The sequence below is a fragment of the Streptococcus salivarius genome, assembly GCF_002094975.1.
Classification (GTDB): domain Bacteria; phylum Bacillota; class Bacilli; order Lactobacillales; family Streptococcaceae; genus Streptococcus; species Streptococcus salivarius_D.
Map to the genome: position 1 here is coordinate 1738949 of NZ_CP015283.1, position 15559 is coordinate 1754507.

Here is a 15559-nt window from a genome sequence, read left to right on the forward strand (position 1 = left end):
TCTTACCCTCCTATATGCGACTTTCTATCTTCTTCAGCAGGTTCTTCGTAATAATAGTTTTCACCATACAACCTCTTCAGATAACTATCATAATCAGACGGAACTCTATACTCTGTATCTTCAAATCTCAAAAAAACACCTTTTCCCCAAATATCGGAAGGCATCACTTCTTTAGTGAATAAAGAAGCATTTACTGTACCAGCATAATGTTGTTTCTTCCAATCATATCGCTTATACAACCTATCCAGTCGGTTGTATACTGAATTTTGAGGAAACAGTTTTGCAAAACCTAATTTTTTAAATAATCCAATCAGCAATTTCTGCTTTTTAGAATGCATATCAATATGATCGCCTTTATAAGTTGTTCCCAAACTAGCTAAAAAACGGTACCAATACACTTTAAGGTAATACACCTTTCTGACTAAACTATTGTTAGGAGCGCCATCAAGAGGTATGATATCAATAAGATGCAAGCCAAGATTTGTATTCCTGGGTAGTCCCAATTTTATTCTCTCATCTTCAAGTAGAAAAAGACGTGGAAAATAACAGTGTAATTCTTCACAATACTGATGACAAAGAACCTGATACTTACCTGCAATTATTTTATTTTCAAAAATTTGTGGTAGCTGATCATAATCTTCTCTGGGAACGGCAATATCCACATCATCATCCCAAGGGATAAACCCTTGGTATTTAACTGCTCCCATCACACTTCCGCCTCTCAAGAAGAACATTAGATTATTTTCTTTACAAATCTTGTTGAATTCTTTTAAAGCATCCAGCTCAATTTCTTGAATTTTTTTTAAGACTTCAAACTGTCCCATTATTTCACCCGCTTTTTCTCTTTTACAACTTTATAAATAAAACTAACATTTCCCACAAAATAACGCTTAAAGAGCCGTTTGGGTTCATTGGCCACACGAAACAACCACTCTAAATTTGCTTTCTGCATCCACATTGGCGCGCGCTTGATATGACCTGATAGGACATCAAAACTTCCTCCAACTCCCATAAACACAGAGTTTACTCCATTATCCATAAACTTCTGGATCAAGTACTCCTTTTTAGGAGAAGTAATGCCGACAAAGACAAAATCTGGATTTTTTTTTCGAATATCTTCTTGAATAATTTCTTCCTCTTCAGCAGAAAAATAACCATTTCGATGGCCAACTACCTGTAAATTCGGATAATCCTTTTTAAAAATGGCCAACATATCGGTTAAGACTTCTTCTTTTGCTCCAAAGAAGTAGACAGAGTAACCATTTTTATTGGCTAGAACAAGCAGTTCTTGCATCAAATCAATCCCAGCTACACGCTCAGGTACTGAGTATCCTAAATAGCGAGCAGCGATTACAACAGAAGCTCCATCTGCATTGATAACCTCAGACTCGTTGACAATCCTCTTTATCTCGTCATCAGAGTGACACTGGTTTATTTTATCAGCATTCACTCCCATTAAGTGAAGGGGCCTCTTATCTGAAACAAATTGTTCCACAACACTAATCGTTTCATTCATTGTTAATGGATCAATATTAATGCCAAGTAATTGAATTCTGTTTTTCATACTATTTATTTTGCTCCATCTTTCATTACTACAACTTTAATCGTTTTCAGTAAGATTTGAATATCTCGCCAGATTGTCCACCCATCCATATAAGCAACATCCAGTTTAACAACCTCATCAAAGTCAGTGATTTCACTTCGTCCACTTACTTGCCAAAGACCTGTGATACCAGGTTTAAAACTTAAACGACGTTTCTGTTCAGGTGTATATTTTTCATACTCATCAACTGTTGGAGGACGTGTCCCAACCAAGCTCATATCCCCTTTTAATACATTCCAAAATTGTGGAAGTTCATCTAAGCTAGTTCTCCGAATAAAATGCCCAATTTTTGTAATACGGGGGTCATTGTCTATTTTAAACATCCCCCCCTTCATTTGATTTTTATCCATCAATTGCTTTTTAATTTCCTCAGCATCAACACGCATTGAGCGGAATTTATAAAATCTAAAAATACGTCCATTCTGTCCAACACGATTCTGTACAAAGATAGCTGGTCCTCCGTCTTTTCGAATAAGAGGGTAAAGAAATAATCCTGCAACCCCACAAATTACAAGGCCAACTAAAGATCCTACAATGTCGAGCAAACGTTTTGCAAGTACGTCAACATAACTATAGAATTGAGCAGAGAATGTAATAACATTAAAAGGCCCTAGTTGTTGTAATCGTTTTTCACTCTCACTCAAAAACTCGATCACATTAATATTGATAGATACAGGGATACCCATTAATTCAAACGAAGAGATAAAATCCCATATCTTATACTTCTCACTTGGGAGATTAACAAACACCTCATCTACCACTGAATGAGTCGCATATTCAGTAAGATTTTCCTTGGATAAAGTTTTTAAAATAGGATCTGAAAAATTTGGATCATCTAGGACACAAACTGCTGTGATTTTACCATCCATATTATCTCTCATCCGACTCAAGACAGTATCCAATCTAGCTCTGTCAGTAATTAAAAGAATATTTTTATTAGCTTTACGACGCGTATAAATTGAAGATCTAAAAATTTTTAAACACGTATTTGTTATATAGAGAAACAAAGCATTTAGAACAACAAAAAAGAGGAGACCTCGGCGAGATATAGAAAAACCACCGTCTGAAAAAAAGGATATAAACGTAGCAATCAATACAAATAACAAACTATATTTAAATGTTGCCACAAATTCTTGTAAATATCCTCTATACTTGAGATTATTATGGTAGTTACTTAAATAATATGTCAACATATGAATTACAGCTAATAGTACTATACTACTTTTGCCAATCTCTGAATAAGGAATTTTACTGACTCCCCATGCAACAAAAGCAACTACTATCAACTGGACCATACCAATCTCAAAACGGCGTATATCTTGTTTTTCTTTCACCTTAAACTCCTTCTCTTCCTTTTAATAATTTACTTGGAAGTTATGAAAAAGTTGCCTTCCCCCTTTCAACTTTTACAGTTCTATCCTCTCTTTCGACGATGTTTTCTCGACTTGTTTTCAGTATGTTTATCGCCTCCATACTCTCCATAAGACCCGTATGAGCCATAAGATCCATATGAGCCGTACTTATCAATCGCTAAATCCACCTTATTCAAAACAACACCAAGAAACTCTGAGCCACTTTGTTGCAATTGTTCTACAGCCTTAGTAACAAAACGACGCTTAATTCTTCCAGCTGCTGTAACCAGTAGACTAGCATCTGCTTGGTGTGCAATAATAACAGCATCAATCACCAAACCAATTGGTGGTGTGTCAATGATAACGTAATCATATTGAGCACGAACAATCTCTAATAATTGTACAAAATTATCATTTTGTAACAGACTTGTTGGATTTGGTGGCACTGGACCTGACGAAAGAACATGAAGTCCGGGAACATCAGTTTCACAAATCACTTCGCCTAATGAAGCATTCCCAGATAAGAAGTTAGACAACCCCTTATAAGGTTCATTTGACTTAAATGTTCCTGACAATACAGAATTACGCGTATCCGCATCGATAAGAAGTGTCCTAAGACCAACACTAGCAAAGGAAATTGCTAAATTAACAGATGTTGTTGATTTTCCTTCACCAGGTTGAACAGAGCTTACTGCAATCACTTTAAAATTTGCACCAGAAAACTGGATATTTGTACGAATAGCGTTATAATACTCTTCCGTCTTTTTAGCAAAGTCTGCTTTTGATTTAACTAACTTTAATAAAGGCATTTCTTCTCCTTAAATTTTATCTGTATCAGGAACAATTCCAAGAAGTGTCATTTCAAGCACGTCTTCAACATCTTCAGGGCGACGAATACGATCATCTAAAACTTCACGAACTAACACAGCCACAATTGCTACAAAACCACCCAGAATAGCACCAAGTAACACGTTCCGTTTAATATTTGGTGAAGATGGTGAAGATGGCAACTTAGCCTCTTCAAGTGTTGTGACATCTTCAACTTTAGTTACAGTTTTAATTTTTTTAGACGCTACCTCACGTACTTTATTAGCAAGCACTTGAGCATCTTGACCAGTTTTGGCTTTTACTGAGATTGAAATAAGACGAGTATCTGTAGGGATATTAACTGAAACCATTTTAGACAGTTCTGCCTCACTCAAATTCAACTTTTCATCTTTAATAACTTCTGATAATACATCATTTGATGTAATAATCTCTTTATAGTCATTTACCAAATAGGTACCAGCTTGCAAATCTTGAGCAGAAAGATTCTTATTATCTGTTGCCTGATTAACAACATAGATACGCGTTGTTGATGTATATGTTGGTTGGATAAAGAAATAAGTACCTAAGAAACTGAAAGCAGCGAAATAAAAAGCTGTGAAAAGAATCAAAAGCTTCTTCGTCCAAAGTTTATGTAGCAATGCTAGTACGTCGATTTCAACACTTTTAGTGTTATCTTGATTCATAATATCTCCTATAAATATTGATTTTCTAGTAATGTTTTGGGATTTTCAATAAAAAGATTCTTAGCACGTTTGGGGCCGTAGTTCTTTTTAACAATTTCATAAGCATCTTTCATAAATGGTGGTCTCGGCCCAAGATTATGCATGTCGCTAGCAACCATATGAACCAAATTTTTCTCCAAGAAAAAGCGAACACGTTTCTTTCTTACTTTATCTTTATCTCCAAAGAGCTTTGGTTTTAGAACATGTGAACTATTGACTTGAGTATAGCAGCCCATATTGATGATTTCTCGAACACGGTCAGCATTTTCTTCGAGGGCATCATAGCGCTCAATATGAGCAACAATTGGTGTCACACCTGCTCGTAAAACATTGCTAAGCCCAGTATGAATTTCTTTCCAAGATGTGCGAGCACTAAACTCGATTAAAGCAAATTGAGTGTTGTGCATGCGTGGAATGAGCTTCTTTTCAAGCTTCTCCACAATGTCGGAGGTGTAATAAAGTTCACCACCATAAAAAATAGTTAAGTCTGGATAAAGTGCTTCAGCTTCTTCTTTTACTTTTTTAAAGTTTGCAAAGATTTTATCCTCTGGTGTTTCAAACATTCCCTTACGACGATGAGATGTTGAAACAATCGTACGCACTCCTTGCGCAAAGCTTTCGCCAATGAGGTCAAGACTTTCTTCTAAAGTTTTAGGACCATCATCAACATCAAAAACAATATGTGAGTGAACGTCAATCACTTATTTTTCCTCCATCAATTTTTTGATAGCTTGAGAGGCGCTTTCTACACTAGAATCATCCAGTTTCATCATGTAGAGACTAGAATTTGGCATAGCATAAGAGGTCAATTGTCCAGTTGAACCTGTACCTGTTACTGCTTGAGAAGCCACCGTAAATTTAGAACCTGAATCAAGTTGTGTATTGGCCAAAGCATTAATGGTATCTAAAGACATATTCGTTTGAACAGAGTCTTGAAGATTGTTAACAATTGAAGTAAAGTTTGATACTGATTTTAGTGAAGCTAACTTGTTTACAATCGCAGAAATCACTTTCTCTTGGTTCTTACCACGGTCATTGTCTCCTCCATCCAAACTATAACGCTCACGAACAAAGCCAAGGGCTTGTTCAGAATTCATTTGGATATCTCCAACTGGGAAATCAAACTTCCCGTGAAGACTCGTGAAGGCTTGATCATTATGAACTGTCACACCACCAAGTTGGTCAATCAACTTAAGGAAAGATGTGAAGTTAATACGTGCATAGTAATCAATCTTAATGCCATAAAGATTTTCCAGAGTTTTTTCAGATGTTTCAACGCCATAAATACCTGCGTGGGTTAATTTATCATACTGGTCTGCCCCTCCATCAGGAATCTTAACGTATGCATCACGTGGAGTAGTCGTCAAGAGAATCTTATGTGTGTTCATGTTAACGGTCATAATGATATTGACATCTGAACGTGACACTGTTGAAATTGAACCGTAGGTATCAATACCACTAATATAAATATTGAAGACTTTTGAATCTACTTGTTTTGCAGAGTTGTTATTCTTCTTTTTAATTTTATAAGTATAGATTGTTTTTAGATTTGAAGAATAGTTACTATCGACAGACTCTAGTAGGCTAGCATAAGAGCCACTCAAGACCATAGCTTTAGATTTGCCAGACTTAAGATTGTCATATGCTTCTTGATATGAAGCAACATCATCAACTTTAACATCAACCTTTTTGTCTTTCTTTAGAGCAGACATCAAGGTGTCGACATTGTTCTTATCAACCTTAGTAGGTGCCTGTACGGTAGTAAGCTGATTCACATCTTTGATGTCACTATCCTTAGGAACAACAATGCTCATTTCAACTTCTGAAAATGCTGCCGTTTGATTCATACGGTTAGTGATATCAATCATTTGTTTAAAACCAAAGACACCGACCAAAGAAATAAGTGAAAAAACTACTAAAATAATAGTAGTTACTAGCGTTGATTTTTTAGCTTTCTGAAGGAAGATGCTAATGGCAAGAACTACCAATAAACCAATAGTGATAATAATGTTCAAAAACCTAAATGATAGGAAATTATAATTGAACATAATGAATAACAAAAATGCTACTAAAACAGTATACAGAATAGTCAACCCGATGTTAACCATTCCCCACATTTTTTTACCCGTTCGTTTCTGCTTACGATTCGTACGCGAACTCATATAAAATGCTCCTAAATATTAAAATTAGATATTTCCCACAGTAATTATAACATTACTATAACTTTATTTCAATTGTCATTCTTTTTAAAAAAGAAGAAACCGTATTCAATGAGGGTATTGAGCTTTTATTATCTACCTTTTTTTGTTATTTTATAAGCTTTTTTTCACATTTTTAAAATTTAATTTTGAATTGTCAGTTAATTGTTATAATTTTTCCATCAAAAACTCTAAGCAGGCTTAGCCTGCTAACTCATGACAGAAAAGAAAGTTCGGCTTATAATGAAGGTGAACAATACCAATCCGTTGTCTTTAATAGGGCTTTGCCTAGCCTGTATCAAAAACTGGATGAACAAGAGTCATGAGATAACTCGAATATGCCTTGAGCATGAAAATAAAATTACTAATAGCCTCTTGTTCTATTGTTCAATAGTTAACAGGAGGTTTTTGTAATGGAAGTTATGATTGAAACTTGTTGTGGAATTGATGTCCACCAAAAGTCTATCGTTTGTTGTATTCTAGATGGTCCACTAGAAAGCAATAAACCTAAAAAGATTCAGAAAAAATTTGGTACAACAACTATAGCTCTCCAAAACGCCTTAGATTGGTTATTGGAAAATCACGTCACACATGTCTTTTTTGAAAGCACTGGCCAATATTGGGTACCACTCTTTAATATATTCTCAGACTCAGAACTCAATTTGATATTAGCTAACCCCCAACATATTAAGAATGTGCCTGGTCGAAAAACAGACATGAAAGATGCCGAATGGATTGCACAGCTCGGACGTTGTGGACTTATTGAGCCATCTTACATTCCAAGCCCTGAAGTGATGCAGTTACGTTTACTCACTCGTAGGTTACGTTCTTACAAACAACGTCAAACTCAAATAAAGAATGAGATTCATAACCTCTTACAACGTGCTAATATCAAACTAACCAGCTATCTTTCTGATATCTTCTCTAAGACAGGACAGTCTCTTTTAACGCTCTTTATCAATGGGGAACTCATTGATTATGACAATGTGACAGCTTGTATTCACAAGCATGTCAAAGCAAGTCCCGAAGAATTAATGGAGGCCATGAATGGGAAGTTGTCACTGGAGGATCGATTTCTCTTGGACCAAAGCCTAGAAGAATATCAATTGTATCAAAAACTCATGAACAATTTAAGGAGTGAAATAATAGCTTATATCGAAAAGGAGTTTCCCTGAAGAAAATAGATTACTTCAAATGATTCCTGGTGTGAGTGAAACTTGTGCAGCCACTATTTTAGCTGAGATTGGACCAGATGTGAAGGCTTTTCAATCAGACGCACACTTAGCTTCTTGGGCTGGGCTCTGCCCAGGATCTTATGAAAGTGCTGGCATTAAAAAATCCTCACATATCACGCAAGGAAATCGATATATCAAGCAGGCTTTGACCATGTCGGGATTGATTGCGGCTCACTCTAAAGACAATGCGTTTTCATCTTTTTATAGCAAAATTTCCCAAAGAGGAAGTAAGATGAAAGCCGTCATTGCTTGCGCACATAAGCTACTTCGTATCATTTACAAAATTCTCGCAACACACCAAGAATACGACAAAGAAAAAGTGCTAGGACTGAGGCAACAGTTCTAACACCAAAAATTTAAAAAATCTCAATTACAGTATAGCACAAGAAGAGTTTTTTGCGCTATTTTTAATGTTTTTTTCAAATAAAAGCTCGCGAAACTTGACTTTCTAAAATCCAAGATAAGGCCCCTTTTTTTATAACTAGGGTCATCATTTCAAACTTTTTCGAGGTTTGTTCGTATATATCTGAACATCTATAATACAACGAATAATAGATTATCGGTGAATATCAATAACACAATATTTTTCAATCATAACTTCTCCCATAATAAAAAACCTCCCACTACTATTGAACAATAGAACAAGAGGTTGATTGTAAGATATTTTCTGACTAAATTTCTTGTCCATCCATTTTTTGTACAAGCTAGCAAAGTCCTCCCTACTATGGGCCAAAAATTTATATTGTTCACCTTAATTATAAGAAGGACAAGCTTCTCTATCATGAGTTAGCTGACTGAATAAGCATAGGATTCTATACCTAGTCAACAATTAGCTTTTTATACCATGGTCTTAACTACTTTAGTTTTTCAATTGGCTCAAACATCTATACTGTAACTCGTTTAGATTTTCTTATCATTGCAGTATAAGCTTCAATGCATAACTGTATAGTATTCGTTTTACACCTTCAGAACAACATAAACTGAAAATTGTATAATAAGATAAATATTAGAAAACAATATTTGTCCTTATTCTGATTAACTAAAAGCCTTAAAGTTTCTATCCAATTTTGAACACGTTTAGGATATTCAGTTTGATGACAGAATAAAGCTTACTTGGCACTCCCTGAATCAATGACTAAAAAAATCATTTAATCAAAATATCTTTAACTAAATTCTTCAAATCTGGAACTACTTCTTCCATAAACCATGGATTTTTGGCTTGCCATATATTATTCCGAGGAGAGGGATGAACGAGAGGAAAAAACTCTGGAAGGTAATCTTTATAATGCTTAACTGTATCCGTTAATTTTGCCGACGATTTTTGATGCAAATAGTAACGCTGTGCATAGTTACCTACTAAAATCGTCAATTGAATATCAGGAGCTAAAGCAAGAACTTTCTCATGCCACTTGTCTGCAAATCCTTTGCGAGGAGGTAAATCACCTGATTTCCCATGACCTGGGAAATAAAAATCCATTGGCACAATAGCAAACATGCCAGATTCATAAAATTCTTCGCGTGAAACACCCATCCAATCCCTGAGATTATCACCGCTAGGATCATTCCAGTAAAGGCCGGACTCTTGGGCACGAATACCAGGAGCTTGTCCTACGATATTAATTCGTGCCGTTTTTGGAATGGTGAACAAGGGTTTTATACCTTGTTCCGTAAAAACTTTATTTTGTTCATCGGACATGATTGCTTGTGTTAATTCTTCAAGTGTTTCCATATTTTCCTCCTCAAAAAAGAGACAAAACTGTCTCTCTTTTTTACTTGATTAACTCATAGATAGCTTCTGCATAAATGGCAGCTGCACGGTACAAGTCTTCGACCTCAGTAAACTCATTTGCTTGGTGCATCGTGTTGACATAACCAGGGAACATAGCTCCATAGGCAACACCACGTTTGAGGAGACGTCCAAATGTTCCGCCACCAATAATTTGTTCATGACCTTTAAGGCCTGTTTGTTTCTCATAGACTGAAAGAAGAGTCTCCACCATAGGATCATCAACTGGTACATAGTGTGGCACATGACCATGTTCTGAGAGACTAACCGCCTTAGGACCTTCGAGTTTTTCAAGATTAGCCTTAATAGCGTCCGTATCAACCCCTTGAGGATAGCGGAAATTCAGAGCAATCGTATTATCTTCTGATTCCTTAGAGAAGTTAAATACACCTGCATTCATGGTCAATTCACCCATCTTAGGATCTGTAAATGCAAGACCTGTCTTTTCAGCAAAGAAATCTTTATGAAGTGTTTCAGCAATTATATCCAAATACGTTTTAGCATTGCCTTGGAAATCAAATTGACTAAGGAAGAGTGCCAAGTAGGTTGCCCCATTAATACCATTTTGAGGCATCATACCATGAGCTGATTTCCCATGAATAGTCACATGGAAAACACCTGCTTCTTCGGTCACTTGACCAGTTACTTCTTGTTCCGCAACAAAGTCTGCTAATTTGTCCTCAAGTTCTTTCAAAGTGATAGGTCCAGTAAAATCTGCACTTGCTGATTCAGGAACCATATTTTCACGCAAACCACCAATAAAGGACACAAGACTAAAGTCTCCATCATTTTGACCTTCAAAATGAAGATAGGCTGTAATATTACCTTTTTCACCATTAATAATTGGGAATTCTGCATCAGGTGAAAAACCAAAATCAGGATCTTTCAATCCATTATGAGCGAAGTAATATTCCATATCGCCCCAACCAGATTCTTCATCAGTACCAACAATGAATCGCACACGCTTAGATACTGGAAGCTCGAGTTCTTTAATAATTTTCAAGGCATAGTAACAAGCCATTGTTGGGCCTTTATCATCTGATGACCCACGGGCATAAAGTTTGCCATCTTTGATTACAGGTTCGTAAGGATCTGTATCCCAACCGCTACCAGCTGGAACTACATCCAAGTGGGCAAAGATACCCAAAACTTCATCACCTTGACCAAATTCAAAGTCACCAGCATAATTATCAATATTACGAGTTTTATAGCCATCACGTTCTGCTAAAGCAAGAAAATGTTCCAAAGCTTTTACCGGTCCAGGACCAAATGGGTGCTTATCATCAACCTTACTGTCATCACGTTCTGAGTTAATACGCAAAAGACCAAAAAGGTCCTCCATCAAAGCATCTTTGCGCTTATCAACTTCGGCACGAAAATCAATTGTCATAATTTACTCCTTACTGTCTCTAGTTAGCATTATTTTACCATTTTTAGTAAGAGTTTTCATCCTTTATAAAGAAAATACAATCACTTACCCATCATCACAAGACGCCTTACCATTTTGAAAAGCATGTGAAACATTTCTTAAATCAGTAATGATCGAATCAAAAGTAATACTATTGCTTTCAACTAGGAACGCTTTCTCTTAGCTACCTGCCTCTTTTTACTTTAAGCCTTACTATTGAAATCACTCGCATTGTAGCATTACGATAATATCATTTCAAGAATTTCCATAAACTTTAGAATATTCTCTTAATTAATGCTATAATAGGACTATCAAAACTAAGGAGATGCATTATGCCATTTGTAAAAATTGATCTCTTTGAAGGTCGCACTGAAGAACAAAAAATCGAACTTGCTCGCGAAGTTACTGAGGTTGTATCACGTGTTGCAAAAGCACCTAAAGAAGCTATTCATGTTTTCATTAACGATATGCCAGAGGGAACTTACTACCCACATGGTGAAATGAAAAAGAAAAACTAGTCATCATTAAGCAGTCACATCCGTGGCTGCTTTTAATATAAAAAAACTGGAGTTCCTCTCCAGTTCTATACTTAGATTATAGTTGGTAATTCGTCATCGTCTTCAAAATTCTCTACGACTTCTTCACCAGGCAATGGTTTTTGCAGTTTTCCCAAGATAAAGCGTGAGATTGGACCAACTACTAGAAAATTAAGTGGTAAGGCCATGATAACATTTGTCAACCAAGCACGGCCATAGGATGAGAGCGTCACCGACTGACCGTTGTACACTAAGCCATAGAGCGACATAAAGGTTACCATGAATAGAGCCATGGTTCCAGAAATCGCTAAAATCTTCGCCCATCGTTTATCATGGGCTTTTACTTTATGTAAAATTGCAAATGCAATTGTCTTGGCTAGTGGTCCCACCAAAAGCATATCCAGTAAGAAAGCAACTACAAATCCAGGAAGATAACCTTGGAAAAAGTGACCCCAAGCAAAGGGAACAACTCCAGTCCAATCAAGGATGAGAAGATTCCAGAGACTCATCCCACAGACCATCATTCCACACATTAAAATCGTAAAAAGCAAAGCTTCCTTAAAATTACGAGGCATTAAAATTCTCCATTTCTAAAAGTTCTCTTTCAGCATATCAAATTTTTTTATTCCTCGTAAGTTAAATTTCTCTCATGAAAACGTATTATTTTAGGATAGTTTCCATCTCTGTATATCTCGGTTTCATACCTAAACGTTCGTAAAAACGTACAGCTCCCTCATTATCATTCCATACGTGAAGTGTCAGATTATAACAACCTAACTCCTTAGCATAGTCCAAGGCAAATTGATAAAGCTTCTCCCCTAATTTTTGACCTCGAGCCTCCTTATCAACGCATAAATCATCAATAAAAAGAGTCTTAACAGCCTTTAGTGGACCATTATTATCAGATACCTCTTTAATCATTAAGAACAGATGGCCTAAGATACGGCCTTCTTCATCCTCATATACAAAAATAGGTTTATTTGGATCATTAATCACTGCTTCTAAGTCTTCATCTGTAAATTTACTGCCTTCTGACTTAAAAACATCAGGGCGTGCATGATGATGCACTAGAAGAATCTGCCCCAATAGCTCCTGTAATCTTGGAATATCTTCTGCTCTTGCTAAACGAATCATAATTACCTCCATAAAAAAAGATGGGTAAAACCCATCTTAATTCTTATTTACCAAGTTTTGCTTTAGCTGCATCTGCAAGAGCTGTGAAAGCTGCTGCATCGTTAACTGCCAAATCAGCAAGCATTTTACGGTTAACTTCGATTTCAGCCAATTTCAAACCGTGCATCAATTGTGAGTATGACAAACCGTTCAAACGAGCTGCCGCATTGATACGTGTAATCCAAAGTTTACGGAAATCACGTTTCTTTTGACGACGGTCACGGTATGCATAGTAGTAAGAGTTCATTACTTGTTCTTTTGCAGTACGGAACAAGATGTGTTTTGCACCATAGTAACCTTTAGCAAGTTTCAATACACGTTTACGACGTTTGCGTGATACAACGCCACCTTTAACACGAGCCATTTATATATTCCTCCGAATTAATTCTAGTTTAGTTAATTTGTAATGCTTTTAGCGAATTAACGCATTTGTGAAAGCATTGATTTGATACGTTTAAAGTCACCTGAATGTACCATTGACGCTTTACGAAGGTGACGACGTTGTTTTTTAGTTTTACCGTGGAAACGGTGAGATGTGAAGGCACGGAAGCGTTTCAATCCACCTGAACCTGTACGTTTGAAACGTTTAGCTGATGCGCGGTGTGTTTTTTGTTTTGGCATTTTAAAATTCTCCTCTTAAAATAGTGTTAGTTTGACAATTATTTTTTGTCAGGAATTGGTGCAAGTTGCATGAACATTTGACGTCCATCCATCTTCGCTCTTTGCTCAATAATCGCAATATCTTGCGTTTTTTCAGCAAATTCCGCCAAGACCTTAGCTCCGATTTCTTTGTGAGTAATCATACGACCTTTGAATCGGATAGAAACTTTAACCTTGTTTCCTTTTTCAAGGAACTTACGGCCGTTACGAAGTTTTGTTTCAAAGTCACCTTTATCAATAACTGGACTCAAACGAACTTCCTTAACGGTAACAACGCTTTGTTTCTTACGTTGTTCTTTTTGTTTCTTTTGATACTCAAATTTGAACTTACCATAGTCCATAATCTTCGCAACAGGTGGCGTAGCTTGTGGTTGGATGAGAACCAAGTCAACATTTGCATCATCTGCAATAGCTTGCGCTTCTGACAATGGTTTAATTCCCAATTGTTCACCATCAAGACCAACAAGACGAACTTCGCGGACACGAATTTCATCATTAATGAATAGATCTTTCTTAGCTATGATCTTCACCTCTTTATTTTTTTAGAGAAAAACAAAGCGGACTTGATATACAAGCCCGCACACATAATATCCCTTAAGGGATTTGACATGTTGGGCCAGACAACCTAAGTCGCAAGGCGAGAAGTTCTCACTTCTGCTTTTCTCATTGTTTATAGTATAACAAGTGAGTCATCCTTTGTCAATAATTTTTTTTGCTTTTTCTTGAATAAATTCTACAACACCATCAATAGATACACCTGTAGTATCAAAAGTGATGGCATCTTCCGCTGGTTTAAGAGGCGACACCTTACGATGACTATCTTTATAGTCTCGTTCAGCAATTTCTTTTTTTAGAGTCTCAAGGTCAGCAGGAATCCCTTTTTCAATATTTTCCTTATAACGACGTTCTGCACGTTCATCAACAGAAGCAATCAAGAAAATCTTAAGTTCTGCATCAGGCAAAACCACAGTACCAATATCACGACCATCCATGATAATAGCCCCATCTTGAGCAATACGTTGTTGTTGCGCAACGAGTTCTTGACGAACTTCAGGAATCGCTGCTACCCAAGAAACATTATTTGTAACTTGGTTATCACGTATCGGGTGAGTAATATCAACATCACCTACATAAACTTGCTGGCTACCATCTGCTGCTTTTCCAAATGAAATCGGATGTTGAGAAAGTTGATCCAAAATTTCTGGTACATTTTCCTCAGTCAAACCATTCTGCAAGGCCAAATAGGTTGCAGATCGATACATAGCACCTGTATCAAGATAAGTATAGCCAAGATTTTTTGCAATAATCTTGGCTACTGTACTTTTTCCACTTGACGCAGGACCATCAATAGCAATTCTAATATCTTTCATGATGTTCCTTTGCTTTTAAATTATTGAACGTTAACGACATCACCTGGGTTAGCATACCAGTAACCGTTTGTCATGTGATCAGGGTTAAGACGTTCCAACTCATCTACAGAGATACCTGCACGTGCTGCGATTGATCCAGCACCTTCACCAGATTGTACAACGATTGATGAACCATCTGCTGCTGCCGTAGCGCTTGATGGTGTTGTCTCAGCTGACTCAGTTGCATCTTCTTTTTCAACATGTTTAGAAGAGCTTGACGCTTTAGTTGAAGATGATTTCTCTTTTGAAGATTTTTCTGTAGTAGATTTTTCACTATCTTCATCTTTATTTGAGTTTTTCTCGCTAGATGAAGATTTAACAACCTTACTTGTTGATGATGAATAGAATCCAGATGATTCCTTAGATTCTGCAGTTTTATTTCCACCTACATTTGAAGTATAGAAAACAAAGAACAAAATACATACAACAATGACAAAGAACAAGCCAAGCAAGACTGTCAAGAATGATGAATTAATGAAGCCACCACCTTTTTCGCGCTTGTCATCTGAAGGAGTGTTATCCTCTTCTTCAAGATCTTCATAATCCTCAAACTCATCTTCATCATCTAGAAAATCAGCATCAACTACTTCTTCCAACTCTTCGTCAGAAACCTTATCTTCCCATGGTTTTTTACTCATGATATTCTCCT

19 protein-coding genes and 1 other annotated feature are annotated in these 15559 nt (G+C 36.5%); of the genes, 3 read left to right on the forward strand and 16 right to left on the reverse strand.

Annotation, left to right across the window (positions count from 1 at the left end; all coding sequences use genetic code 11):
* Positions 1-2: 2 nt before the first annotated feature.
* From V471_RS08100 to cpsA, 7 genes are all read right to left on the reverse strand, one after another.
* On the reverse strand, positions 3-824 hold the full coding sequence (locus V471_RS08100) for a LicD family protein (RefSeq protein ID WP_004182581.1): 822 nt from the start codon (positions 822-824) through the stop codon (positions 3-5).
* On the reverse strand, positions 824-1564 hold the full coding sequence (locus V471_RS08105; RefSeq protein ID WP_013990658.1) for a WecB/TagA/CpsF family glycosyltransferase: 741 nt from the start codon (positions 1562-1564) through the stop codon (positions 824-826). Before V471_RS08105 ends, V471_RS08100 begins: the two co-directional genes overlap by 1 nt.
* Before the next feature lie 5 nt (positions 1565-1569).
* The gene (locus tag V471_RS08110) at positions 1570-2937 is read right to left on the reverse strand and encodes a sugar transferase (RefSeq protein ID WP_004182583.1); all 1368 of its coding nucleotides are present in this window, start codon (positions 2935-2937) and stop codon (positions 1570-1572) included.
* An 80-nt stretch (positions 2938-3017) separates the two neighbouring features.
* Positions 3018-3764 (reverse strand): tyrosine-protein kinase, encoded by a 747-nt coding sequence (locus V471_RS08115; protein WP_004182584.1) that lies wholly within the window; start codon positions 3762-3764, stop codon positions 3018-3020.
* Between the two features lie 9 nt (positions 3765-3773).
* Positions 3774-4466: a capsular polysaccharide biosynthesis protein gene (locus V471_RS08120; protein WP_004182585.1), complete on the reverse strand. Its 693-nt coding sequence runs from the start codon at positions 4464-4466 to the stop codon at positions 3774-3776.
* Positions 4467-4474: 8 nt separating this feature from the next.
* Positions 4475-5206, reverse strand: coding sequence for a capsular polysaccharide biosynthesis protein Cps4B (cps4B, locus tag V471_RS08125; protein WP_004182586.1), 732 nt, complete (start codon positions 5204-5206; stop codon positions 4475-4477).
* The gene (cpsA, locus tag V471_RS08130) at positions 5207-6667 is read right to left on the reverse strand and encodes an LCP family glycopolymer transferase CpsA (RefSeq protein WP_084871387.1); all 1461 of its coding nucleotides are present in this window, start codon (positions 6665-6667) and stop codon (positions 5207-5209) included. It lies immediately after the preceding gene.
* 449 nt (positions 6668-7116) lie between these two features.
* Between cpsA and V471_RS08135 the strand changes: the two genes are divergently transcribed.
* On the forward strand, positions 7117-7878 hold the full coding sequence (locus tag V471_RS08135) for an IS110 family RNA-guided transposase (protein ID WP_111686594.1): 762 nt from the start codon (positions 7117-7119) through the stop codon (positions 7876-7878).
* Between the two features lie 19 nt (positions 7879-7897).
* Positions 7898-8284: an IS110 family transposase gene (locus tag V471_RS08140; RefSeq protein ID WP_045768432.1), complete on the forward strand. Its 387-nt coding sequence runs from the start codon at positions 7898-7900 to the stop codon at positions 8282-8284.
* 798 nt (positions 8285-9082) lie between these two features.
* Here the strand turns inward: V471_RS08140 and V471_RS08145 are convergent.
* Complete coding sequence (locus V471_RS08145) at positions 9083-9667, reverse strand: uracil-DNA glycosylase family protein (RefSeq protein WP_014633186.1); 585 nt, start codon at positions 9665-9667, stop codon at positions 9083-9085.
* A 40-nt stretch (positions 9668-9707) separates the two neighbouring features.
* Positions 9708-11114 (reverse strand): dipeptidase PepV, encoded by a 1407-nt coding sequence (gene pepV, locus V471_RS08150; protein ID WP_014633187.1) that lies wholly within the window; start codon positions 11112-11114, stop codon positions 9708-9710.
* Positions 11115-11464: 350 nt separating this feature from the next.
* On the opposite strand from pepV, the gene V471_RS08155 reads away from it, so the two are divergent.
* Positions 11465-11650, forward strand: a complete 186-nt coding sequence (locus V471_RS08155; protein ID WP_002885057.1) for a 4-oxalocrotonate tautomerase — start codon at positions 11465-11467, stop codon at positions 11648-11650.
* A 71-nt stretch (positions 11651-11721) separates the two neighbouring features.
* Here V471_RS08155 and V471_RS11230 read toward each other — a convergent pair whose 3' ends face one another.
* The 7 genes from V471_RS11230 to V471_RS08190 form a co-directional block, all read right to left on the reverse strand.
* Positions 11722-12243 (reverse strand): hypothetical protein, encoded by a 522-nt coding sequence (locus tag V471_RS11230; protein ID WP_014633188.1) that lies wholly within the window; start codon positions 12241-12243, stop codon positions 11722-11724.
* 85 nt (positions 12244-12328) lie between these two features.
* Positions 12329-12802: a GNAT family N-acetyltransferase gene (locus V471_RS08165; protein ID WP_045001775.1), complete on the reverse strand. Its 474-nt coding sequence runs from the start codon at positions 12800-12802 to the stop codon at positions 12329-12331.
* A 43-nt stretch (positions 12803-12845) separates the two neighbouring features.
* Positions 12846-13205, reverse strand: a complete 360-nt coding sequence (gene rplT, locus V471_RS08170; RefSeq protein WP_002885090.1) for a 50S ribosomal protein L20 — start codon at positions 13203-13205, stop codon at positions 12846-12848.
* Positions 13206-13261: 56 nt separating this feature from the next.
* A complete protein-coding gene (gene rpmI, locus V471_RS08175; RefSeq protein ID WP_002885093.1) occupies positions 13262-13462 on the reverse strand; it encodes a 50S ribosomal protein L35 in 201 nt (66 codons plus the stop codon).
* Positions 13463-13500: 38 nt separating this feature from the next.
* Positions 13501-14031 carry a translation initiation factor IF-3 gene (gene infC / locus V471_RS08180; RefSeq protein ID WP_002885108.1) on the reverse strand — a complete coding sequence of 177 codons (531 nt, stop codon included), beginning with the start codon at positions 14029-14031 and terminating at the stop codon, positions 13501-13503.
* Positions 14032-14044: 13 nt separating this feature from the next.
* Positions 14045-14167 (reverse strand) — a sequence feature (ribosomal protein L20 leader region).
* 23 nt (positions 14168-14190) lie between these two features.
* The gene (cmk, locus tag V471_RS08185) at positions 14191-14871 is read right to left on the reverse strand and encodes a (d)CMP kinase (protein WP_045771772.1); all 681 of its coding nucleotides are present in this window, start codon (positions 14869-14871) and stop codon (positions 14191-14193) included.
* Positions 14872-14891: 20 nt separating this feature from the next.
* Positions 14892-15548: an SAG1386/EF1546 family surface-associated protein gene (locus V471_RS08190; RefSeq protein WP_045771773.1), complete on the reverse strand. Its 657-nt coding sequence runs from the start codon at positions 15546-15548 to the stop codon at positions 14892-14894.
* Positions 15549-15559 lie beyond the last annotated feature (11 nt).